The 21,080-nt window shown below is 72.7% G+C and carries 21 protein-coding genes; 10 read left to right on the top strand and 11 right to left on the bottom strand.

Translation table 11 applies throughout. The features are described 5' to 3' along the window. The 4 genes from OG753_RS19345 to OG753_RS19330 all read right to left on the bottom strand — a co-directional run bounded on the left by OG753_RS19345 (nt 1) and on the right by OG753_RS19330 (nt 5,472). Nucleotides 1-573: a Uma2 family endonuclease gene (locus tag OG753_RS19345; RefSeq protein WP_327263010.1), complete on the bottom strand. Its 573-nt coding sequence runs from the start codon at nt 571-573 to the stop codon at nt 1-3. 421 nt (nt 574-994) lie between these two features. Beyond that, on the bottom strand, nt 995-1,726 hold the full coding sequence (locus OG753_RS19340) for a class I SAM-dependent methyltransferase (RefSeq protein WP_327263009.1): 732 nt from the start codon (nt 1,724-1,726) through the stop codon (nt 995-997). A 109-nt stretch (nt 1,727-1,835) separates the two neighbouring features. Further along, complete coding sequence (locus OG753_RS19335; RefSeq protein WP_327263008.1) at nt 1,836-2,018, bottom strand: hypothetical protein; 183 nt, start codon at nt 2,016-2,018, stop codon at nt 1,836-1,838. A 178-nt stretch (nt 2,019-2,196) separates the two neighbouring features. Continuing rightward, complete coding sequence (locus OG753_RS19330; protein WP_405789364.1) at nt 2,197-5,472, bottom strand: BTAD domain-containing putative transcriptional regulator; 3,276 nt, start codon at nt 5,470-5,472, stop codon at nt 2,197-2,199. Between the two features lie 131 nt (nt 5,473-5,603). On the opposite strand from OG753_RS19330, the gene OG753_RS19325 reads away from it, so the two are divergent. The 4 genes from OG753_RS19325 (at nt 5,604) to OG753_RS19310 (ending at nt 9,921) form a co-directional block, all read left to right on the top strand. Beyond that, a complete protein-coding gene (locus OG753_RS19325; RefSeq protein ID WP_405789363.1) occupies nt 5,604-6,830 on the top strand; it encodes an amidohydrolase family protein in 1,227 nt (408 codons plus the stop codon). 283 nt (nt 6,831-7,113) lie between these two features. Beyond that, a complete protein-coding gene (locus OG753_RS19320) occupies nt 7,114-7,608 on the top strand; it encodes a GNAT family N-acetyltransferase (RefSeq protein WP_405789361.1) in 495 nt (164 codons plus the stop codon). 84 nt (nt 7,609-7,692) lie between these two features. Next, nucleotides 7,693-8,565 (top strand): trypsin-like serine protease, encoded by an 873-nt coding sequence (locus tag OG753_RS19315; protein ID WP_327263004.1) that lies wholly within the window; start codon nt 7,693-7,695, stop codon nt 8,563-8,565. A gap of 267 nt (nt 8,566-8,832) precedes the next feature. After that, nucleotides 8,833-9,921, top strand: a complete 1,089-nt coding sequence (locus OG753_RS19310) for a substrate-binding domain-containing protein (RefSeq protein WP_405789359.1) — start codon at nt 8,833-8,835, stop codon at nt 9,919-9,921. Between the two features lie 95 nt (nt 9,922-10,016). Here OG753_RS19310 and OG753_RS19305 read toward each other — a convergent pair whose 3' ends face one another. The 5 genes from OG753_RS19305 to OG753_RS19285 form a co-directional block, all read right to left on the bottom strand. Further along, nucleotides 10,017-10,460 carry an NUDIX domain-containing protein gene (locus OG753_RS19305; RefSeq protein WP_327263002.1) on the bottom strand — a complete coding sequence of 148 codons (444 nt, stop codon included), beginning with the start codon at nt 10,458-10,460 and terminating at the stop codon, nt 10,017-10,019. Between the two features lie 204 nt (nt 10,461-10,664). Further along, nucleotides 10,665-11,921, bottom strand: a complete 1,257-nt coding sequence (locus OG753_RS19300) for an ABC transporter permease (protein WP_405789357.1) — start codon at nt 11,919-11,921, stop codon at nt 10,665-10,667. After that, nucleotides 11,918-12,628, bottom strand: coding sequence for an ABC transporter ATP-binding protein (locus OG753_RS19295; RefSeq protein WP_383198434.1), 711 nt, complete (start codon nt 12,626-12,628; stop codon nt 11,918-11,920). The genes OG753_RS19300 and OG753_RS19295 overlap by 4 nt, the downstream gene beginning before the upstream one ends. Then, nucleotides 12,625-13,767, bottom strand: coding sequence for a peptidoglycan-binding protein (locus OG753_RS19290; protein ID WP_405789356.1), 1,143 nt, complete (start codon nt 13,765-13,767; stop codon nt 12,625-12,627). The genes OG753_RS19295 and OG753_RS19290 overlap by 4 nt, the downstream gene beginning before the upstream one ends. Then, on the bottom strand, nt 13,764-14,267 hold the full coding sequence (locus OG753_RS19285; protein WP_327262998.1) for a hypothetical protein: 504 nt from the start codon (nt 14,265-14,267) through the stop codon (nt 13,764-13,766). Before OG753_RS19285 ends, OG753_RS19290 begins: the two co-directional genes overlap by 4 nt. 90 nt (nt 14,268-14,357) lie before the next feature. On the opposite strand from OG753_RS19285, the gene OG753_RS19280 reads away from it, so the two are divergent. The 3 genes from OG753_RS19280 (at nt 14,358) to OG753_RS19270 (ending at nt 17,193) form a co-directional block, all read left to right on the top strand. Then, nucleotides 14,358-15,020: a response regulator transcription factor gene (locus tag OG753_RS19280; protein ID WP_405792727.1), complete on the top strand. Its 663-nt coding sequence runs from the start codon at nt 14,358-14,360 to the stop codon at nt 15,018-15,020. Nucleotides 15,021-15,109: 89 nt separating this feature from the next. Beyond that, nucleotides 15,110-16,327: an ATP-binding protein gene (locus OG753_RS19275; protein WP_405792725.1), complete on the top strand. Its 1,218-nt coding sequence runs from the start codon at nt 15,110-15,112 to the stop codon at nt 16,325-16,327. Between the two features lie 41 nt (nt 16,328-16,368). Further along, a complete protein-coding gene (locus OG753_RS19270) occupies nt 16,369-17,193 on the top strand; it encodes a hypothetical protein (RefSeq protein WP_405789353.1) in 825 nt (274 codons plus the stop codon). A 13-nt stretch (nt 17,194-17,206) separates the two neighbouring features. Here the strand turns inward: OG753_RS19270 and OG753_RS19265 are convergent, their stop codons facing one another. Then, complete coding sequence (locus OG753_RS19265) at nt 17,207-17,548, bottom strand: hypothetical protein (protein ID WP_405792723.1); 342 nt, start codon at nt 17,546-17,548, stop codon at nt 17,207-17,209. Between the two features lie 32 nt (nt 17,549-17,580). Continuing rightward, the gene (locus tag OG753_RS19260) at nt 17,581-17,838 is read right to left on the bottom strand and encodes a hypothetical protein (protein WP_405789352.1); all 258 of its coding nucleotides are present in this window, start codon (nt 17,836-17,838) and stop codon (nt 17,581-17,583) included. Nucleotides 17,839-18,005: 167 nt separating this feature from the next. Here OG753_RS19260 and OG753_RS19255 point away from each other — a divergent pair, with 167 nt between their 5' ends. The 3 genes from OG753_RS19255 (at nt 18,006) to OG753_RS19245 (ending at nt 20,984) form a co-directional block, all read left to right on the top strand. Beyond that, nucleotides 18,006-18,953 carry a TIGR03619 family F420-dependent LLM class oxidoreductase gene (locus OG753_RS19255; RefSeq protein WP_327262995.1) on the top strand — a complete coding sequence of 316 codons (948 nt, stop codon included), beginning with the start codon at nt 18,006-18,008 and terminating at the stop codon, nt 18,951-18,953. A gap of 13 nt (nt 18,954-18,966) precedes the next feature. Further along, nucleotides 18,967-19,752: a glucose 1-dehydrogenase gene (locus OG753_RS19250; protein ID WP_327262994.1), complete on the top strand. Its 786-nt coding sequence runs from the start codon at nt 18,967-18,969 to the stop codon at nt 19,750-19,752. Between the two features lie 110 nt (nt 19,753-19,862). After that, nucleotides 19,863-20,984: an LLM class flavin-dependent oxidoreductase gene (locus tag OG753_RS19245; RefSeq protein WP_327266820.1), complete on the top strand. Its 1,122-nt coding sequence runs from the start codon at nt 19,863-19,865 to the stop codon at nt 20,982-20,984. The last annotated feature ends 96 nt before the right edge of the window (nt 20,985-21,080 follow it).

Here is a 21,080-nt window from a genome sequence, read left to right as displayed (position 1 = left end):
TCAGGGGACGAGGCCGCCCAGATCGATGGTCGCGGGGAACGGAACCGCCACCTTGAGCCACTCCCGGTGAATTCCCGTGGCGACGTAGCTCCGGGTGACGGTGTCCAGCTCGTAGACGTGGACGGCGGGACCGCTCTCCTCGTCCTCGACACGCCAGAAGTGGGGAATCCCCGCCTGGGCGTACTTGAAGGGCTTGATGGAGCGATCGCGGTCCGCCGACTCCTCCGACACGACTTCGATCACCAGGGCGACTTCGTCCGGGAGGTACCGGGTGCGGTCGGGGTCGTACGCGACCGTCGCGGCCAGGATGTCCGGTTCGGGGCGGCTCTTCTTGTCGAGTCGGACGGTCATCTCCCGTTCGATCTCGACGCCGTCCGGCGCGGCGTGGCGGAGGCTGAAGGTCAGGTTCTCCACGAGCCGGGAGTGCCAGGACCGCTGCGGGGACATCATGAAGATCAGCGCTCCGTCGATGAGCTCGGTGTGCCGGGGAGCCTGGGGCAGGTGATCGAGGTCATCCGCTTCCCAGCCGCTCGGGCGGGGCGGGAGCATCCATTCGGGGAGCTCGGCGGCCATGGTGTCCTCCAGGGGGTGCTGCTTCAGCCTACTCGGCAGCGCCCTCGCGCACCGGGATACGGCGGCGCGGGCGGGCCCGGCCGGTGACCGCGATGCCCCTCTCCCGAGGGATGCAAAGAATGGTCCCGCGGTCGAAGTCGAACTCCCGGGGAGCGTGACGTGTTGACAGCGGCGGGGAACTCCTCGGAACCGGAAAGAGAGTGGGCGGCGCTGCTCGCCGCTTACGACCCTCCGCTTCCGGCGGACACCTGGTTCGGCTCCTTGCTCCTGCCGCTGCTCCGGGCCGCCTCCGACGTGCCCACGCTCCGCGGGGTGTACCCGAGCCTCGCCTTGAACTGCCTGGTCGTGCATCGCGGTCGAGTGGGGAGAGCTGATCGAGGTGCTCGCGAGCCGATGAAACCGCCCGAGCGGTGCCCGCGCGCTACCGGCGGCGGGCCAGGAGGAGCCGCCAGTGGGGGGTGCCGTCCGGGCGGCGGCCGAAGTGGTCCAGGGGGACCGTCTCGACCGTGAAGCCGGCCGCCCGGAGGTCCGTGCGGACCCCGCCGAGCGGGAAGGTGCGGTAGTACATGACGAACGGGGGGCGCCACACCGCGTTGCGCACCCGCATCGCCGCGTCGAAGCCCGTCGTCGCCCACCACACCGGTGAGCCGAGCGGGAGCGGGGCGCCGATCGGGAACGCGAAGAGGCCGCCCTCGCGCAGGGCGGAGTGGATCCCGGCGAAGAGCGCAGGGCGCTCCGACGGGAGGAAGTGCCCGAAGGCCCCGAAGCTGACCGCCAGGTCGTAGCCGTCCGCGAGGGCGGGCGGCAGGGCCCGCGCGTCGGCCCGTACGAAGTCCACGCGCGCACTGTCCGAGCCGTACCGGCGCTCCGCCTCCGCGAGCATGCCCGCGCTGAGGTCGACGCCCGTCACGCGCCCCCGGCACAGCCGGTGCAGCATGGCGATCCCGGCGCCCGTGCCGCAGCACACGTCCAGGCCCGCGCCGAAGGTGCCCTCGTACTGGGCGAGGGTCTCCTCGACGGCGTCGAGCATGCGGTCCGGGGTGCGGAAGGGGGTGTGGTCGAACTTCGGCGCGAGGAGGTCGTAGCCCCGCTCGACCGAGGAGAGGCCCTGCACTGCCAGTTCGCGGACGCTCGGCCCGTGGGAGGAGAACACACCCCCAGCCTATGCCGCCACGCACGTGTACGGCGGTCGCGGTGGCTCCCCCTCCGGGCCACCGCGACCGCCGTTCCCCCGTTGAAATCCCCCGTATGTCCTGCGAGCGCTACGGGCGCGGACCGGACGCGTGGTTGTCCAGCGTCTGGATCTCCTCGTCCGCGGCGGCGGCCGGAGCCGCGTCCTTCTCGAGCGGCTTGATCTCGATGCCCGAAGCGTGGTTGTCCAGAGTCTCGATCTCGACGCCCGAGGCGTGGTTGTCGAGCGGCTTGAGGTTCTCGTTCGTCGTCATCGGTTCTCCTGATGGATGGTTAGGGCCGGGCCCGTTCGGCGATTCCCCCGATGACCGCCGAACGGGTAGTCCACCAACCGGCCCGGGCGCCCCCCCGACGCGCCGGGTCGATGCACCTATCGTGTCCGACGGTGATAAACGAACGATGAACGCCGCGTTCAGCCGGCGTCCCCGCAGCTCAGGCGGCGATCTCCGAAGCCAGCAGGGCCTGGACCTCGCCCAGTTCGGTCGACCTCAGCTGCGTGAACACGCTCTCCGCGTCCCGCCAGCACGCCCGCGCCCGGTCCGTCTGCCCCAGCCGCCGCAGCGCCTTGCCGAGCACCGTCAGGACCGTGGCCCGCCGCCACTCCCCGCCGATGCCGCGCAGCGCGATCGCCTGCTCGGCGTGCGAGGCGGCCAGCGTGGGCCGGCGCGCCGCCAGGTGGGCCTCGGCGAGCCGGAAGTGGGTCACGCCCTCCCACAGCGGCTGGCGGTTGTCGTGGAACAGCGACAGTGCCTCGGCGAGCTGCGCGAGGGCCTCGCCCAGCCGGCCCGCCTGGGTGAGGGCGATGCCGAGCGCGTAGCGGCCGTTGGCCAGGCGCAGGCTGAGCCCCATCCGGTCGTAGATGGCGATGCCCTGCTGGGCGAGGTCTATGGCGCTGGGCAGACGGCCCAGTTCCACGTGGATGCGGGAGAGGTTGCACAGGGCGCTGGCCTCGCCGACGTTGTTGCCGTCGGCGCGGAAGTTCTCGATGGCCTCCAGCAGGTAGCGCTCGCCGTCCGTGTGCCGGCCCTGGTAGAGGGCGATGATCCCGCGGTCGTTGGGCGCCCAGCACATGGGCAGCGGGTCGCCGGCCTCGCGGGCGAGCACGGTGGCCCGGGCGGCCTCGTCGTCGGCCTCGGCGAACCGGCCCGCGACCAGGTGGACGTTGGTGAGGGTGGTGCGGGCGCGGCCCTCGGCGTACGCGTCCTTGGCGGCCTGGGCCGCGTCGCGCAGGGCGACGGCGGCGGACTCGTACTGCCGGGAGTTGGCCCCGGACTCGGCCAGGTCCTTCGCCGCCCACAGCAGGTCCACGGCCCGGCGCAGGACCAGCGTCTCGCCGCCCCGTACGGCGGCCTGCCGTACGCACGCCAGCAGCGGGTCGGCCTCGGCGTACAGCCAGTCCAGGGCGGTGCGCGGTTCGGCGAAGACCAGCCCCGGGTAGTGGGTGTCGGACAGGTGCGCGGGCAGCCGGTCGCCGGGGCGCTCCAGGGCGTAGACGCCGGAGGCGGTGGCCAGGTAGAAGTCCAGCAGCCGGTCCAGGGCAGCCTCGCGCCCACTCGGCGGCTGCTCGTCGCGTTCGGCGCAGGCACGCGCGTAGAGGCGTACGAGGTCGTGGAAGCGGTAGCGGCCGGGAGCGGCGGATTCGAGCAGGGAGCAGTCGACTAAGGCCTCGAGGAGGTCCTCGGTGTCGTACTCGGGCAGGTCGAGCACGGCGGCTGCGGCGGACAGCGAGATGTCGGGGCCGTCGGCGAGGCCGAGGAGGCGGAAGGCGCGCTGCTGGGCGGGCTCGAGCTGGCCGTAGCCCAGCTCGAAGGTGGCCTTGACGGCGAGGTCGCCGGCCTGGAGCTCGTCGAGGCGGCGGCGCTCGTCGGCGAGCTTGGCGGCGAGGACGGAGACCGTCCAGGTGCGGCGGGCGGCCAGCCGGGAGGCGGCGATGCGGATGGCGAGCGGCAGGAAGCCGCAGGCGCCGACGACGTTGAGGGCGGCCTGCCGTTCGGCGCGCACGCGCTCCTCGCCGACGATCCGGGTGAAGAGCTGGAGGGCCTCATCGGGGCTCATCACGTCGAGGTCGACGAGATGGGCCCCGGCGAGGCCCGCCATGCGGACCCGGCTGGTGACGAGGGCGGCGCAGCCTGCGGTGCCCGGCAGCAGCGGGCGGACCTGGGCGGCGTCGCGGGCGTTGTCGAGGAGGACCAGGACGCGTCGGCCGTCGAGGATGGAGCGGTAGAGCGCGGCCCGGTCGGCGGGGGAGTCGGGGATGGCGGTGTCGGGGGTGCCCAGCGCGCGCAGGAAGGAGCCGAGGACGGCCTCCGGCTCGGCGGGGCGGGCCTCGGTGCCCTGGAGGTCGACGTAGAGCTGGCCGTCGGGGAAGTGCGGGCGGGCGGCGTGGGCGACGTGCACGGCGAGGGTGGTCTTGCCGACGCCGCCGATGCCGGCCAGCGCGGAGACGGCCATGACCTGGTCGTGGGCGCCGCCGCCGAGGATGGCGCCCAGCTCGGCGACGAAACTGGAGCGGCCGGTGAAGTCGGGGACGGTCGCAGGCAATTGGGCGGGCCTCACGTGAACGGTCGCGGCGGCCGGGGCCGGGTCCTCGGCGCGGGCGAGATCGGCATCGGCGTTCAGGATGCGCTGCTGGAGCGCGGACAGCTCGGGGCGCGGGTCGACGCCGAGCTCGTCGGCGAGGAGGCGGCGGGTGTCTGCGTAGACGGCGAGGGCCTCGGCCTGCCGGCCGCTGCGGTAGAGGGCGAGCATCAGCAGCTCGCGCAGGCGTTCGCGCAGCGGGTGGGCGGCGGTGAGGGCGGTGAGCTCGGAGACGGCCTCGGCGTGGTGGCCGACCTCCAGGTCGAGGTCGAGACGGGTCTCCAGCAGCTGGAGGCGCCATTCGGCGAGCCGGGTGCGCTCGGTCGAGGCCGCGGGTCCCGGGATCCCGGCGAGGGGCTCGCCCTCCCAGAGGTCGAGGGCGCGGGCGAGGAGCGTACGGGCGAGGGAGCGGTCGCCCGCGGCGCGGGCCGTCTCGGCATCGGCGGCGAGGCTGCGGGCGACGCCGAGGTCGAGGGTGGCGGCGGAGCGCAGCCGTATGGCGTAGCCGCCGGACTCGGTGACGAGCAGGCCCGGGGCGACGACCTTGCGCAGGCGGGAGGCGTACGTACGGATGGTGGCGAGGGCCTGCTGCGGCGGGTCCTCGCCCCAGATGGCGTCGATGAGCTCGGGCGCGGTGGCGGTGCGGCCGTCGCGCAGCAGGAGCACCGCGAGCAGGGCGCGCTGCTGGGGGGTGCCGGAGGGCAGGGCCTCGGCGCCGCGCCAGGCGCGGACGGGGCCGAGGACGGCGAAGCGGGACTCGCCGGGGGCCGCCTCCGCACCCACGGCGGCGGCCGCGGCGTCCGCGGTGTCCACGGCGTCCGTGGCGGAGGCGGTGGAGGCCGGGGCGGAGCGCGTGGTGGTTCCGCTTCCGGTTCCGCTATCGGTTCCGGTACGGGTTCTGGCGCCTGCCGCGGTCCTCGCGTCCGGGGTGGTGCCCGCGGAGGTGCCTGCAGCGGTGCCCGCGGCGGCGGTTGCCCTCCGCGACACGGACTTGGCCACGGCATCGTCACCCGCCTCGCCCCGCGTCCCGGCGGGACGGGCGACGGGGCGCGCCCCGGTTTCGGGTGCGGCGGCAGCCGTACGGGCCTCGGGGTGTTTCCGCGGGCTCGGGATGGCCGGTACGCCGTCCATCTGTCGTCCCCCTGCCTTCCGTCGGTGTCATGGTCAGTCTGCCCTGTCTCGCGCGTACACGTCAGCCCGTAGTTGACCGATCACGGACCAACTAGCTGACGGTTCGTCAGATCGGCGCTACCGTATGGGTCATGGAGACCTTCCCGAAGATCATCTCGGTGGACGACCACACGGTGGAGCCCCCCCACGTCTGGCGGGACCGGCTCCCGTCCAAGTACCGCGACATCGGGCCCCGAGTCGTCCGCGCCCCGTTGAAGGAAATGACCTTCCTCGGCGGCAAGTTCGCTCCCGTCATGGGGGCCAAGGGCGACGACGGCCCCATCGGCGACTGGTGGGTGTACGAGGACCTGCACCGGCCGCTCACCCGACTCGACACGGCTGTCGGGTACGACCGCGATGAGATCAAGCTGGAAGTCATCACCTACGAGCAGATGCGCCCGGGGTCCTTCTCGGTTCCCGAGCGGCTCGCGGACATGGACGTCAACCACGTCCAGTCCGCCCTCTGCTTCCCGACCTTCCCCCGCTTCTGCGGCCAGACCTTCACCGAGGCCAAGGACCGCGAGCTGGGGCTCCTCGGCGTACGGGCCTACAACGACTGGATGGTGGAGGAGTGGTGCGGCCCCGACGCCCGCGGCCGTCTGATCCCCCTCACCCTGATCCCGCTCTGGGACGCCCGTCTGGCCGCCGCCGAGGTCCGCCGCAACGCCGCACGCGGCGTGCGCGCGGTCGCCTTCTCCGAGATACCCCCGCACCTGGGCCTCCCCTCCATCCACACGGACGACTGGGACCCCTTGCTGGAGGCGTGCAACGAGACCGGCACGGTCATCGCCATGCACATCGGCTCCTCCTCCCGCATGCCGTCCACCTCCGCGGACGCCCCGCCCGCGGTCGGCTCCACCATCACCTTCGCCAACTGCTGCTTCTCGATGGTCGACTGGCTGATGAGCGGCAAGTTCGAGCGCTTCCCCAACCTGAAGATCATGTACGCGGAGGGCCAGATCGGCTGGATCCCGTACATCCTGGAGCGCGCGAACGTGGTCTGGGAGGAGAACCGGGGCTGGGGCGGGGTCGCGGACAAGGTGCTGCGCCCGCCGTCGGAGCTCTTCGCCGAGCACGTCTTCGGCTGCTTCTTCGACGACGCGTTCGGCCTGAAGAACCTCGACTCGATCGGTGTCGCCAACGTCCTGTACGAGACGGACTACCCCCACTCGGACTCGACCTGGCCCAAGTCCCGCGAGGTCGGCGAGGCCCAGATGGGCCACCTGGCGCCGGACGTGGTGGACCGCATCGTGCGCGGCAACGCGATCGACCTGCTCGGCCTCACGGCGGACGGCCTGTGGGCGGGGCCGGGGGCGTGACCGCGCGCCCGTAGGACGAGAGGCTTCCCCCGCAGGGGGAGGGAGGGATCGTGCCGACGCCGGATCCGGGGAGGGAGCCGGTTCGGTGAGGCCGGGTCCAGGCGGGTGAGGTCGGGACCGCCACACCGAACCGAGCCCGCCGGAGGATCCCGTGCCGCCCCCGCGGCAGACCTCGCCGTCCACCCGCCACCCCGCCCGCGCACACCTGGCCGGGTCACGCGGCCGGCGGCAGCCCCGAGGGTTCGTCCCGGCGCGCGGCCGGGAGTCGGCCTAGCATCGGGCCGTGCCCCGAATCCAGTTGCTCCGCCTCGACCACGCCCCGGCCCTGCTCGCGTTCGAGCGGGAGAACCGGGCCTACTTCGCCGCCTCCGTGCCCGACCGCGGCGATCAGTACTTCGACCGCTTCGACGAGCGGCACGCCTCGCTGCTGACCGAGCAGGCCGCCGGGCTGTGCTTCTTCCACGTGCTGGTGGAGGACGACGGCGAGATCGTGGGCCGGGTCAACCTCGTCGACGCGGCCGACGGTTCGGCCGAGCTCGGGTACCGGATCGCGGAGCGCGCCGCCGGCCGGGGCCTGGCGACGGCCGCGGTCCGCGAGGCCCGGGGCCTCGCGGTCGCGCAGTACGGACTGACCGGGCTGCGCGCGGTCACCACGCTCGACAACCCCGCTTCGCGCGCAGTGCTGGCCCGTACCGGATTCGTACCCGTCGGCGAGATCGATCTGGACGGCCGTCCGGGCCTGCGCCTCGTATGTGATCTGCAGGCCGGACCCGTGTGAGGAGGGGGCCGGAAGCCGTCCGCGTTCTTGCAACCGCACCTGCCGCCGGGGCATGCTTCGCCAGGGTGAAGCGGAAGGATGATCATGCCGGTGGACAAGCGGACCGTCGTGACGGCGGTGCTGTGCGCGATGGCGGCTCTGGGGGCGTCGGCCGCGGTGGCCAAGCTCGCGCCGCCACCCGAAGGGGTCCCGCCCGTACGCGCGAAAGCCGCGCCGTCCGCCTCGCCGACGGGACCGTCGTCGCGATCGCAAGCCGCGAAGCCCCAGCTCACCCCGCTCCCCGGCACCACCCTGCCGCCGGCCGTCACCCCGCCGCCCGGCGGGCCCGCAGCCTTCACCGGGGCCCTGTTCACCGACGGCCTGGACAGTGACCACTTCTGCACCGCCACCGTGGTGAGCAGCCCCGGCCGGAACCTGATCATCACTGCCGGGCACTGCCTGCTCGAGGGGGACCAGAGCGGCGGCAGCGCCGTCTTCGCCCCCGCCTACGCCAACGGCTTCGCCCCGTACGGCACATGGAAGATCGAGCAGGTCTTCGAGGACGACCGCTGGGCCGAGGGCACGGACGACGACTACGACCTCGCCTTCGCGCGCCTCGCCCCGGACGACAAGGGCCGCACCATCGAGGACGTGACCGGCGCGGCCGTGCTCGACACCAGCGGCCGCGCGGGCGAGGAGGTGACCGTGACCGGTTACCCCGCCGACCGCAAGATCCCCCGCACCTGCACGTCGGTCGCCGTCCGCGAGAGCGCGACCCAGCAGCGCTTCGACTGCGCCGACTTCCCGGGCGGCACCAGCGGCAGCGCGTGGATCGCCCGCGACGGGAAGATCGTCGGCATCCTCACGGGCGGGGAGACGGACGACGTGTCGACCAGCACGGTCCTCGGCGAGTACGCGGCCCAGCTGTACACCAAGGCCACCGCCAAGACCGCAACCACCAAGGCTCAGGCGGGCTAGGCCGTCCCTTCCGGATCCTGTCGGCCGAGCCCGCGTTGTCCTCGGTCTTCAACGTCAGGTGGGGAGCCGGAGTCGTAGGCGGGCGAGGGTGACCAGGGCTTGGCAGTGGCCGGCCCGTCGCCCCGGGACAGTGCTCGGTGGAGTTCGGTCCCGGCCGCCGTCCACGCTCCCGCGGGCGGACGGTACCCTCCCGCTCAGCGGAAAGGGCAGGGCGTTCCGCGCCACCTCGGCCGTACGAAATCGGCCACGTCAGGGAGGTCCCACCGCATGAACCCGTATCTGCGCACCCCTACTGCTCTGACCGCGCTGGCGCTCGCCGCCACCCTCACCGCCTGCGGCACCACCGAGGAGGTCAGCTCGAGCGGGAGCAACAGCGTCACGATCGGCCTGCTGCTCCCCGAGAACGAGACCGCGCGGTACGAGAAGTTCGACAAGCCGCTGATGGAGAAGAAGGTCTCCATGCTGACCCTCGGCAAGGGCAAGGTGGTCTACGCCAACGCGATGGGGGACGCGGCCAAGCAGAACGCCCAGGCCGACGCGATGATCGAGAGCAAGGTCGATGTCCTGGTCGTCGACGCGGTGGACTCCAAGGCGATCGCCGGCGCGGTGGCGAAGGCCAAGGCGGCGGGCATCCCGGTCGTCGCCTACGACCGCCTGGCCGAGGGCCCGGTCGATGCGTACGTCTCCTTCGACAACGAGGACATCGGCCGCCTCCAGGGCAAGACCCTGCTGGATTCCCTGGGCGACAGAGCCAAGAGCGGGAAGATAGTCATGATGCACGGCGCCCTCACGGACCCGAACGCCGCCCGCTACAAGGACGGCGCCCGCGCCGTCCTCGAGGGCAAGGTGAACATCGGCAAGGAGTACGACACCGCCGAGTGGAAGCGGGAGAACGCGAGCGCCAACATGTCGGCGGCGATCTCCGCACTCGGCAAGGACAAGATCGTTGGCGTCTATTCCGCCAACGACGGCATGGCCGGCGGAATCATCTCCGCCCTCAAGGCCGCCGGTGTCTCCCCCCTGCCGCCGGTCACCGGTCAGGACACCGAGCTCGCCGCCGTGCAGCGGATCGTGGCGGGCGAGCAGTTCATGAGCGTCTACAAGCCCTACTCCCGCGAGGCCGAGGCCGCGGCCGAGATCGCCGTCCTTCTCGCCCAGGGCGACAGGATCGACGGAGTCATCAACCAGGTGGTCAGCAGCCCCACCACCAAGCGAGTCCCCTCCGTCCTCATCCTCGGCGTGTCCGTGACCCGCGACAACATCAGGAGCACCCTGGTCCTTGACAACGTTTTCACCGTCGACGAGATCTGCACCGAGGCCCTCAAGGCCACTTGCGACGCGATCGGTCTGGAATAGGGCGCAGGCGGGCGGGGCTCCGCCCCCGCCGCCGGCACTTGCTCCGAGCGGAGTCCCCGGAGAGGGGCCGACCGGCCCAGGACAGGGGCCGCCCCCTAGGCCAGCAGCCCCAGGTGGACCGGCTCCGTCCGGGCGTCGGCCAGGAGATCCGGCAGGCGCGGGGGCCACAGGGGTTCGCCCAGGGTGGCCAGGCGCTGCGGGGTGAGCCACTGCCAGTGGATGCCGGGGGCTTCGAGCACCGGCTCGCGGTGGGGGCCCGTGGTGACGTAGATGTGCTCGTGCTGGCGGACGGGGATCCCCTGGTGCGTGAAGTCGTGCTCCCAGGTGCAGAGCAGCCGCTCGGGCTCCAGGTCGGTCCACCCGGTCTCCTCGCGCAGCTCCCGCCGCACGCAGTCCTCGGGGCTCTCGCCGGGATCGATGCCGCCGCCGGGCGGCAGCCAGTGGATGCCCACCTCCACGTTGTCCTCGCGGAAGAGGAACACGGACCCGGCGGGGGACAGGATGACAACGCGCGCTGCGTGACGTGGAGTTCGCATCATCGATTCAATGTACGCCGGTGATCGGTTCCGGGGGATGGGCTTGCACCTGGGCTTTTACCGCTGTTTGCCCGCCCCGTCCCCCGGAACCGCCCGGGTGCCGACTGCCGGTGCCACCGTCGGCGCCGGGCATCAGCTCCGACCCGCCGACCCGCCGACCCGCCGACCCGCCGACCCGCCGACCCCCGGCCCCCGGTCCCCGGTCCGCTACGCCGCCGCCAGCGCCAGCGTCGGCGACAGTCCGGCCGCGCGCACCGCCGGGTAGAGCCCGGCAAGGGTGCCGATCACCAGCGTCGAGGCGAAGCCGCCGGTCACCGCCCAGAGCGGGACCACCCAAGGCAGGTCGCCGGCGCGGGCGTACACCGCCGTGGCCGCGCCGCCCAGGGCGATGCCCGCCAGGCCGCCGAGGCCGGACAGCAGCAGGGACTCCGTCACGAACTGGATCCGGATCTGGCCCTTCGTGCCGCCCAGTGACCGCCGCAGGCCGATCTCGTGGCGCCGCTCTAGCACCGAGATGATCATGGTGTTGGCCACTCCGACCCCGCCCACCAGCAGGGCGATCCCGCCCAGCCCCAGCAGCAGCGTGCTGAACGCGCCCTCCGTGGCCGCCTTCGCCTGGAGCGCCGCCGAAGGGTCGCTGACCTGCACCGCGCTCGGGGTCTGCGGGTTGGCCGTCGGGGGGATCAGCTTCCGGACCGCCGCCACCCGGTCGTCCGCCGACCGCTCGTACACCGCCGTCGGGTGACCGCCGAAGCCCAGCAGCTGCTCGGCCGCGTCCCACCCGATGAGCGCGGAGCGCTCGATCTCCGGGGCCAGCGGGATCGGCTCCAGGATCCCGATCACCGTGAAGTACCGGCCGCCGATGAAGACCTGCTGGCCCGGTTCGGTGATGCCGAGCCGGCGCGCGGAGACGTCCCCGAGGACCACCGACGGGTAGCGGCCGTTGGCCGCGTTGAGCCAGGTGCCGCTCGCCATCCGCGCGCGCAGGGTACCCAGCAGGTCGTCCTTGGCCGCCTTGAGCACGATGCCGCCCGTCTCCCCCTTCGGGATGTTCTCCGACCGGCGTACGGACTCGGCCACATCCCCGGTGGTGCCGACCGACTCGACCCCCGCGATCCGGGACATCATGCCGGGGGCGTCCTTGGGCAGCTTGGTGTCCTGGCCGGTGAACATCCCCTCGCCCGGCTTCGCCACGAGCATGTTGGTGCCGAGCCTGTCGAGCTCCCGCAGCAGTTTCGCCTGGCTGGAGGAGGAGATCCCGACCACCGCGATCATCGTCGCGATGCCGATGGCGATGCCGAGCGCGGACAGGAACACCCGCATCGGGCGGGAGCGCAGGCCCGCCGACCCGACGTGCAGGACGTCCCGCGGGGACAGCCTCGGCGGGCTCAGCCGCCGGGCGCGGGTGCGGGCCCGCGCACCCGCTCCCGTACGGGAGGTGGTGCGGCTGGTGGTGCGGCTCATGACGCCACCCCCGCATGTCCGCGCACGTCCGCGACGATCTCCCCGTCGCGGATCCGCACCTGCCGCGGCAGGCTCGCCGCGATCTCCTGGTCGTGGGTGATCACGGCGATGGTGGCCCCGTCCCGGTTCAGCTCGCGCAGCAGCTCCATCACGGACTCCCCGGACGCCGTGTCCAGCGCGCCCGTCGGCTCGTCGGCCAGCAGCAGGTCCGGCGCTCCCGCGACCGCCCGGGCGATGGCCACCCGCTGCTTCTGACCTCCGGACAGCTCGTGCGGCCGGTGGTCCATCCGGTCCCCGAGGCCGACCCGTTCCAGTGCCTCGGCCGCCCGGCGCAGGCGCTCGGCCCGCGAGAGGCCGCTGTACAGCAGCCCCTCGGCGACGTTCGCCCGGGCGCTGATGCCCGCCACCAGGTGGAAGGACTGGAAGACGAAACCGACATGCCGGGACCGCAGGGCCGAGAGCGAACGGTCCGAGAGGGCTGCGATGTCGTACCCGGCGATCCGTACGCCGCCCGCCGTCGGGCGGTCCAGGGTGCCGACGATGTGCAGCAGGGTGGACTTGCCGGAGCCCGACGGGCCGACGATGGCGAGCAGTTCGCCGGCGGTGACGGTCAGGTCGACCCCGCGCAGGGCCGTGACCCCGCCCGGGTACTCCTTGGTGACTCCGGTCAGTTCCACGACCGGTTCGGGGTGCGTCGTGGCCGTCACAGCTTCGGGATCCCCACCTGCATGCCCTCCTTGAGGGCGTCGCCGGTCACCTCGACCCGGCCATTGCCGAACATGCCCAGCTCGACCGGGACCTCGCGGGCCCGGCCGTCCTCCACGACCTGGACGCCGAAGCCGCCGCCCGTGAGCGCGAGCAGCGCGTTGACCGGTACGGAGAGCACGCCCTTGCGGGTCTCGCCGGTCAGGCCGACGGTCACCGGGGACTGGTCCGGTGCGCCGACCTCGGCGGGGCTGTCGAAGGTGACGACCACCTCGACCTTGGCCTTCTTGTCGCCGCCGCCGCCGCCACCGCCGCCGCCACCCGCGCCGCTGCCACCGCCGCCGCCACCCGCGCCGCCGTCGCCCTTGTCGTCGGGTCCGGCGGAGCCGCCCACCGAGTCGATCCGCCCGGTGGCGCTCGCGCCGCCCGGCAGCCGTACGGTCACCGGGTCGCCGGGCTTGGCCGTGCCCGCCTTCGCGGGCTCCAGCTGGAAGCGGACGATCCGCTCGGTGCCCGTCACCGTCAGCACCGGCTTGCCCGGCACGAGCTCGTCGCCGACCGCCGCGTCGTTGCCGCGCACCCGCTGCGGACCCGAGGCGAAGGCGACGTCCTCCTTGCCGACCTCGCCCGTCTCCGTCGCCCTGTGCGCCTTCTGCCACCGCTTGACCGCCGTGGCCGTACCCGCCGTGAAGACGCCGTCCTGCGGGTCGAGCCCGGTGCCGTGGCCGAGGGCCTGCAGATTGCGCTTGAGCTGCTTGACGTCCTCGCCCTTGTCCCCGGTCCGCAGCGGCCGGTACATCGGCGTCGACCCGTACATGAGCCGCACCGCCCGGCCGTTGACCTCGTACAGCTTCCCGTCCCGCTCCACCGCCGAGCCCTGCCCCGCGACCCACGTCAGCACGCCGGGCCCGCCCGCGTTCAGCTTGCGCTCCTGCGCGTAGCCGAGGGTGCCCTCCGCCTGGAGGCCCGAGCTGAGGTCGCCGCGCTTGACCGGCGCCGTGGCGGGCGGCAGCCCGCCGGCCTCGCGCCGTTCCTGTCCGGCGGCGTCGCGCTGCGGCTGCGCGACGACGGCCCAGCCGCCGCCCGAGACGGCCAGTACGGCCGCCAGCGAGCCCAGCAGCCACTTGGCCCGCTTCCTCATCGGGCCGTGTCGCACTTCTTCTGGGCCTCCTCGAAGGCCTTCTCCTGCCCCTTGGGGATCTCGGTGGCGCTCTTCATGCCGCCCTCGTGGTACTCAGGGTCCTTGAGGGCGACCCCGTTCTCGCGCATGCACCGGATCCACTCCAGCTCCTTGTCCTTCTCCTCCTGCGTGGGCTCCCGGCCGGCGCCCGAGCCGGTGCTCATGCCGCAGGACTTCATGGCCTCCTGCATCTTCTGCGGGTCGGCGTCCCCGCCCAGCGTCATCCCGCGCGGGTCCTGGCCGGGCTCGGGGTCGGGCACGTCTATGCCGTGCTCGCGCAGGCACTGGCGCATCTTCACGGCGTTGTCGGCCACCGAGCCGTCGCTGCCGCCGGCACTGCCGCCGCCCGTGCCGGCGGAGGAGTCCTTCTTCCCCGCCGACGAGTCGTTGGCGCAGGCGGTGGCGAACAGGGTCAGCCCGGTGACGACCGCGGCCGTGGTCATGATCAGGGATCGCTTCATGGGCCCGAGCCTGCGGTGAAGGGGCCTTTCGCTTCCCTCTCGCACCCTGCTTACAACGGCGAAATGCCGATCTCGGGTAAAGAGGACGCCATGCGCGTACTGGTGGTGGAGGACGAGGAATTCCTCCGGGAGATGATCGCCGAGGGGCTGCGCCGCGACGCGCTCGCCGTCGACGAGGCGAGGGACGGCCCGGAGGCCCTGCGCCGCCTGCGCCTGGGCGAGTACGACGTCCTCGTCCTGGACCGCGACCTGCCCGGCCTGCACGGCGACGAGGTCTGCCGTCAGGTCGTGCGTGAGCGGCTGCTGACCCGCGTCCTGATGCTGACCGCCTCGGGGACCGTACGGGACCGCGTCGAGGGCCTGGGTCTCGGCGCCGACGACTACCTCACCAAGCCCTTCGCCTACGACGAGCTCCTCGCCCGCGTCCTGGCCCTCGGCCGGCGGGCCCGCCCCGCACTGCCGCCCGTACTGGAGCGCGCCGGGGTCGCCGTCGACACCGCCCGGCGCAGCGCCACCCGCGACGGGCACCGGCTCGCGCTGTCCCGCAAGGAGTTCGCGGTGCTGGAGGCGCTGCTGCGCGCCGAGGGCGCCGTCGTCAGCAACGACGACCTGATCGAGCAGGTGTGGGAGCAGGACACCAGCTACTCCACCAATGCCGTCCGGGTCACCCTCAGCAAGCTCCGCGCCAAGCTGGGCGAGCCGCCGCTGATCGAGACCGTGCCGGGCGTGGGCTACCGGATCGCCGCCCGGTGAGCGGGCGCCGGATGCGGGTCCGCACCGGGCGGGGCAGCAGGGGCAGCACGGCCGGCACGCACGGCACGGGCCGCGCGCCGGGGAGACTGCTGCGGACCGAGCGCGGCCGCCTCACCGCCCTGTACGGCTCGCTGCTGCTCCTCGCGGGCGGCGGCCTGGTGGCGCTGGTCTACGTCCTGGTCGGCCAGGGCCTCTACGCGAGCGTGAGCGGGGCCGTCCGTACCGTCGGCCCGGCCTACGCCGTCCCGTCGCCCGGGCCCGTCCCCGGCCGGACGCTCGCCCCGGGCTGTGCCTGCGAACCGGCGAAGGCGCTGCCCTCGGGCAGGCCCCCCACCGCCGAGCAGCTCAAGACCTACGCGTACACCCAGAACCTCTCGGACGCCGTCACCGACGCGACCCGGCACCGGCTGCTGATGTACTCCCTCCTCGCGCTGGCCGTCTTCGCCGTGCTGTCGATCTGGCTCGCGTGGTGGATGGCCGGCCGGGTGCTGCGCCCCGTCGGCGTGATCACCGAGACCGCACGCCGCCTGTCCGGGGAGAACCTGGACGAGCGGATCTCCCTCGAGGCCCCGCCCGGCGAGCTCAAGCAGCTCGCCGACACCTTCGACGCGATGCTGGGGCGGATGGAGCAGCTGGTCTCCGCGCAGCGGCGGTTCGCGGCGAACGCGGCGCACGAACTGCGCACCCCGCTCGCCGTGCAGCGGGCGGCGGCGGAGATCGGGCTGGCCGGTGACCCGTCGCCGGAGAAGGTCGCCCGGATCCGCGCCAAGCTGATCGGTGTCGCCGAGTCCAGCGAGCACCTCATCGAGTCGCTGCTGCTGCTCGCGGTCTCGGAGCAGGGGCTGGAATCGACCGGTCCGGTGGACTTGGCGGCGCTCGCGGCGGCCGAGCTGGCGGCCTGTCCGCAGCAGGGGCTGACCGTCGAACGGACCTTCGCACCGCTGACCGTGACGGGGGACCGGACCCTGCTGGGGCACCTGCTGGGGAATCTGCTGGCCAATGCGGTACGTCACAACCGTGCCGGGGGCCGGATCAGCGTGGCGACCTCCGCCGACGGGGAACTGACGGTGTCGAACACCGGCCCGGTGATCGCCCCCAAGGACGTGCCGGGGCTGCTGGAGCCGTTCCGCCGGCGTGCCGAGCGGCAGCACACCGCAGGTGAGGGCGCGGGGCTGGGGCTCTCGATCGTGGCGTCGATCGCACGGGCGCACGGGGCGGAGCTGACGGCCGAGGCCAATCCGGGCCCGGAGGGCGGGCTGACGGTCCGCGTCCGCTTCCCGGGGCCCGATGAGGCGCGCACGCCCTGACCACCCGGGCTCCGGGGGCCTGCTGATGTACGGTCGGTCGAATGAGCAAGCACGCCCGAGCCCGCTCCCGCCCGTCCCACAGGACCCGTGCGACCCGCCGCGTGGCCGTGGCCGCCGTCCTCGGCCTGGCGGCCTTCACGGTCGGCTGGGTGTATGTGGCCCAGGACCCGGACAAGGCCGCCGGTGCCCGGCCGCAGGCCCGCGCGGACGCCCGGCCGCAGGCCGAGGACCGTGCCGCGCGTGACGTCCAGCGGGCGGCCGCCCAGCGCGCCGCCGCCCTGCAGGGCCTGACCGGTGTCAGCGAGCAGACCAGGGCCCGGATCCCGGCCGAGTCGCTCCAGCTCATCCTGGTCACCGGCCGGGCCGCCGACTCCTCGGAGTCCACCGCCACCTTCTACACGCGCCCCGCGCCCGGCGCCGACTGGGTCCGGGCCGACAGCTGGCCGGCCCGCAACGGGGCCAACGGCTGGTCCGGCGAGCGCACGTACGGCGACCTGACCTCGCCGCAGGGCGTCTTCGCGCTCACCGACGCGGGTGGCCTGCTGCCGAAGCCGCCCGGCACCCGGCTCCCGTACGACCGGGACAGCGGCTTCGTCGCCACCGGCCTCGGGGTGAACGGCGAGTCCCTGGCGGGCTCCTTCGACTACGTCGTCGCCATCGACTTCAACCGCAGGCCCGGCAGGTCCCCGCTGGACCCGGTCAAGCCGGACGGCGAGGACAAGGGCGGAAACATCTGGCTGCACGTGGACCACGACGGCCCCTCGCAGGGCTGCGTCGGCATCCCGAAGGAGGCCATGAAGAAGGTCCTGGAGACCCTCGACCCGGCGGCGAAGCCGGTCATCGTGATGGGGCCGGAAGGCTTCTGACGCGCGCGGCCGGTCAGGTGCCCAGGTCCAGGACGCGGACCGGCTCGCCCTTCCACCGCCCGGGGTCCGTGGTGGCGACGACGGCTCCGTCGGGCCGGTCGGGCGTGGGCTGGGCCGCGTACCGGCTGTGCGCCGCGGCCCAGGTCTCCTGGCGTGCGACGGCCAGTGCGGCAGGCAGGTCCAGGTCGAGGATGGTGAGGCCCGGCAGCGCTGCGAGGTGCTCCGCCGTACCGGGCCGGGCCCGGTCCGCTTCCACCAGTGCGCAGGAGGGGGCGTAGAGGAACCAGCCCGCTTCGGCATGCGCGCGGTGGATGAGCCGGGAGACCAGGACGTTGCCCCGGCCCGCTGCCAGCATGGCCGTCTCGTCCAGCACAATGTGTGTTTCCCTCACCGCTCCCACGACTCCGCGAGGCGCCGGTCCAATTCGGCGTCCAGGTCCCGATGTTCGGAGTCGGTCGGGGCGTAGCCCGTCCACGAGTGCAGCGCGGTGCGGGCCTGCTCGGCCCGCTCGGCCCGCTCGGCCGGCGTGAGCAGCGTCTCGGCGAGCCGGGCGAGGTAGGCGCGCAGCGACAGGCCCTCGGCGGCAGCTATGGCGGCGAGTCTGTCCTTGGCTTCCTCGGGGATGCGGATGTTGGCGTCGGCCATCGTGGCGCTCCTTCCCATCCTTCAAGGGTACGGGTACGCACCCGTACCCGCAAATGCGCGAGACCTGCGAGATCCGCGTCGGCCCTCTTGTCTGACGACTCGTCAGCTACGACGATGGCCCGGCATCGATATGACGAATCGGCAGACGAAGGCGAGGCGGGCCCGCCATGGCGCGCGTATTTCCCGAAGGTCGGCTGGTCCACGGGATGCAGCTCCCGGTCCAGTCGCAGAGCACCATCTACGCCGAGCCCTGGGAGGCCTCGGCCACCGCCGCCGATCTCGCCGCGATCGCGCGGGCCGCCGACCGGGCCGGCTTCGGGTACGTGGCCACTTGCGACCACGTGGCCATCCCGCGGCGGCTCGCCGGCCCCATGAGCACCGTCTGGTACGACCCGGTGGCGACCCTGTCCTTCCTCGCCGGCATCACCGAGCACGTGCGGCTGCTGAGCCACGTCGCGATCCTGGGCCTGCGCCACCCGCTGCTCAGCGCCAAGCAGTACGCCACCCTCGACCACCTTTCCGGCGGCCGGCTGATCCTCGGGGTGGGCGCCGGGCACGTCCAGGAGGAGTTCGAGATCCTCGGCGTGGACTTCGCGCGCCGTGGGGCCGTCCTGGACGAGACCCTGGACGCGCTGCGGGCGGCGCTGGGGCCCGAGGAGTACCCGGAGTTCGAGGGCGAGCTGTTCTCCTTCAAGGACCTCGGCCAGCTGCCGCGGCCCGCACAGGAACGGATCCCCGTCTGGGTCGGCGGTTCCTCGCCGGCCGCCGTGCGCCGCGCCGCGGTCCGCGGGGACGGCTGGCTGCCGCAGGGCGACCCGCGCGAGAAGCTCCCGGCGCAGATCGCCCGGATCAAGGAGCTCCGCGAGGCGGCGGGGGTCACCGACCCCATCGAGTTCGGCGCGATCACCGAGGCGCTGTACGTCGGCGAGCCCGGCTGGGACACCGGCCGGCGCACCCTCACGGGCAAGGCGGAGGCGCTCGCCGAGTCCCTCCGGGAGTACGGGGCGCTCGGCGTCGACCAGATCCAGGTGCGCTTCCGCAGCCGCGACCGCGCCGAACTCGTGGACCAGATCACCGCTTTCGGGGCCGAGGTGGCCCCCCACCTCAACGACTAGGGGCTGACGGACCATGGGCAAGCTGGACGGGCGCGTCGTCATCATCACGGGCGCGGCACGCGGTCAGGGCGAGCAGGAGGCCCGGCTCTTCGCGGCCGAGGGGGCCTCGGTGCTCCTTGGTGACGTACTGGACGAGCAGGGCGCGGCGGTGGCCAAGGACATCGGCGAGGACCGGGCGCGGTACGTACGGATGGACGTGAGCCGCGAGGAGGACTGGGCGGCCGCGATCGCCGTCGCGAAGGAGACCTTCGGCCCGGTCGACGGCCTGGTCAACAACGCGGGCATCCTGCGCTTCAACGAGCTGACCGCGACCCCGCTGGAGGAGTTCCAGCAGGTGGTCCAGGTCAACCAGGTGGGCGCCTTCCTCGGCATCAAGACGGTGGCCCCCGAGATCGAGGCGGCGGGCGGCGGCACCATCGTCAACACCTCTTCGTACACGGGCCTGACGGGCATGGCGTACGTCGGCACCTACGCCGCGACCAAGGCGGCGATCCTCGGCCTCACGCGGGTGGCCGCGCTGGAGCTGGCGGGCAAGGGCATCCGGGTCAACGCGATGTGCCCGGGCGCGGTGGACACCCCGATGGCCAATCCGGGCCTGCTGGACCCGGCGAACATGACCGACGAGGCCAGGGACGCCATGGCGGAGCTCTACAAGCGGGTGGTCCCGATGGGGCGGGTGGGGCAGCCCGAGGAGATCGCGAAGCTGGCGCTCTTCCTGACCGGCGAGGACTCCTCGTACATCACCGGCCAGCCGTTCGTGATCGACGGCGGCTGGATGGCGGGCGTCAGCATCCTCTAGACGGCAAGTCATCTGATGGAGCGTCAGCTATTGACGCTCCGGCCCCGGCGATGGAACAGTCGAGACATCAAATCTGACGCAACGTCAGAAACCAAAGGACGGTGAACCCCTTGGAATTCGGGCTCTTTGTGCAGGGATACGTGCCTGAGGCGCGGTCCAAGGTCGACCCCGAGGCAGAGCACAAGGCGCTGATCGAGGAGACCGAGTACGTCATACAGGCGGACAAGTCCGGCTTCAAATACGCCTGGGCCTCCGAGCACCACTTCCTGGAGGAGTACTCCCACCTGTCGGCGAACGAGGTGTTCCTCGGGTACCTCGCCCACGCCACCGAGCGAATCCACCTCGGCTCCGGCATCTTCAACCCGCTCGCCCCGGTGAACCACCCGGTCAAGGTGGCCGAGAAGGTCGCCATGCTCGACCACCTCTCCAAGGGCCGCTTCGAATTCGGCACCGGCCGCGGCGCGGGCAGCCACGAGATCCTCGGCTTCCTGCCGGGCATCGAGGACATGAACGGCACCAAGGAGATCTGGGAGGAGACCATCGCGGAATTCCCCAAGATGTTCCTCCAGGAGGAGTACGAGGGCTTCCAGGGCAAGCACTGGTCCCTCCCGCCGCGCAAGGTCTTCCCCAAGCCGTACGGCAAGGCCCACCCGGCCATGTGGTACGCCGCCGGGTCGCCCTCCTCGTACGCGATGGCGGCCAAGAAGGGCCTCGGTGTGCTGGGCTTCAGCGTGCAGAAGGTCTCCGACATGGAGTGGGTCCTCGACCAGTACAAGACGGCCATCCGGGAGGCGAAGGCCATCGGTGCCTTCGTCAACGACAACGTCATGGTCACGTCCACCGCGATCTGCGCCGAGACCCACGACAAGGCCGTCGAGATCGCCGTCAACGCGAACATGAACCGCTTCCAGTCGCTGGTCTTCCGCTACCACGACACCTTCCCGCGGCCCGAGGCGATTCCCGAGTGGCCCGAGACCCTGCCGGAGTACAACGCGGAGATCATCGAGCTGCTGATCGCCGAGGAACTGCTGATCTGCGGCGACCCGTCGGAGGTCCGCGCGCAGTGCAAGCGCTGGGAGCAGGCGGGCGCGGACCAGCTGTCCTTCGGTCTGCCGACCGGCGTCTCGCCGGAGGACACGATGACGACGATCAAACTGATCGGCGAGCATGTGATCCCCCACATCGACACGGACCCGGTCCACCGCACGACCCGCTTCCGTCAGTCCGCCTGATTTCGGCCCCGCCGGCGTTCGAGGCGCGGTGCGTGGGGCGGAGCCCCGCCTGCCGCGGCCTGTCGGCGCACGAACGGGGACGGCGTCTTCCCGGAC

Origin of the sequence: Streptomyces sp. NBC_00029 (genome assembly GCF_045160505.1) — a bacterium.
In the GTDB taxonomy this organism is placed as follows: domain Bacteria; phylum Actinomycetota; class Actinomycetes; order Streptomycetales; family Streptomycetaceae; genus Streptomyces.
This window is presented reverse-complemented; position numbering and strand designations above follow the sequence as displayed.

Coding starts and splice junctions, on each gene's coding strand:
- OG753_RS19330 (WP_405789364.1), bottom strand. CDS start 5,472: ATGGACGGCGTACCGGCCATCCCGAGCCCGCGGAAACACCCCGAGGCC.
- OG753_RS19315 (WP_327263004.1), top strand. CDS start 7,693: ATGCCGGTGGACAAGCGGACCGTCGTGACGGCGGTGCTGTGCGCGATG.
- OG753_RS19335 (WP_327263008.1), bottom strand. CDS start 2,018: ATGACGACGAACGAGAACCTCAAGCCGCTCGACAACCACGCCTCGGGC.
- OG753_RS19255 (WP_327262995.1), top strand. CDS start 18,006: ATGGCGCGCGTATTTCCCGAAGGTCGGCTGGTCCACGGGATGCAGCTC.
- OG753_RS19300 (WP_405789357.1), bottom strand. CDS start 11,921: ATGAGCCGCACCACCAGCCGCACCACCTCCCGTACGGGAGCGGGTGCG.
- OG753_RS19325 (WP_405789363.1), top strand. CDS start 5,604: ATGGAGACCTTCCCGAAGATCATCTCGGTGGACGACCACACGGTGGAG.
- OG753_RS19265 (WP_405792723.1), bottom strand. CDS start 17,548: ATGCTGGCAGCGGGCCGGGGCAACGTCCTGGTCTCCCGGCTCATCCAC.
- OG753_RS19270 (WP_405789353.1), top strand. CDS start 16,369: ATGAGCAAGCACGCCCGAGCCCGCTCCCGCCCGTCCCACAGGACCCGT.
- OG753_RS19260 (WP_405789352.1), bottom strand. CDS start 17,838: ATGGCCGACGCCAACATCCGCATCCCCGAGGAAGCCAAGGACAGACTC.
- OG753_RS19305 (WP_327263002.1), bottom strand. CDS start 10,460: ATGATGCGAACTCCACGTCACGCAGCGCGCGTTGTCATCCTGTCCCCC.
- OG753_RS19290 (WP_405789356.1), bottom strand. CDS start 13,767: ATGAGGAAGCGGGCCAAGTGGCTGCTGGGCTCGCTGGCGGCCGTACTG.
- OG753_RS19345 (WP_327263010.1), bottom strand. CDS start 573: ATGGCCGCCGAGCTCCCCGAATGGATGCTCCCGCCCCGCCCGAGCGGC.
- OG753_RS19310 (WP_405789359.1), top strand. CDS start 8,833: ATGAACCCGTATCTGCGCACCCCTACTGCTCTGACCGCGCTGGCGCTC.
- OG753_RS19280 (WP_405792727.1), top strand. CDS start 14,358: ATGCGCGTACTGGTGGTGGAGGACGAGGAATTCCTCCGGGAGATGATC.
- OG753_RS19250 (WP_327262994.1), top strand. CDS start 18,967: ATGGGCAAGCTGGACGGGCGCGTCGTCATCATCACGGGCGCGGCACGC.
- OG753_RS19285 (WP_327262998.1), bottom strand. CDS start 14,267: ATGAAGCGATCCCTGATCATGACCACGGCCGCGGTCGTCACCGGGCTG.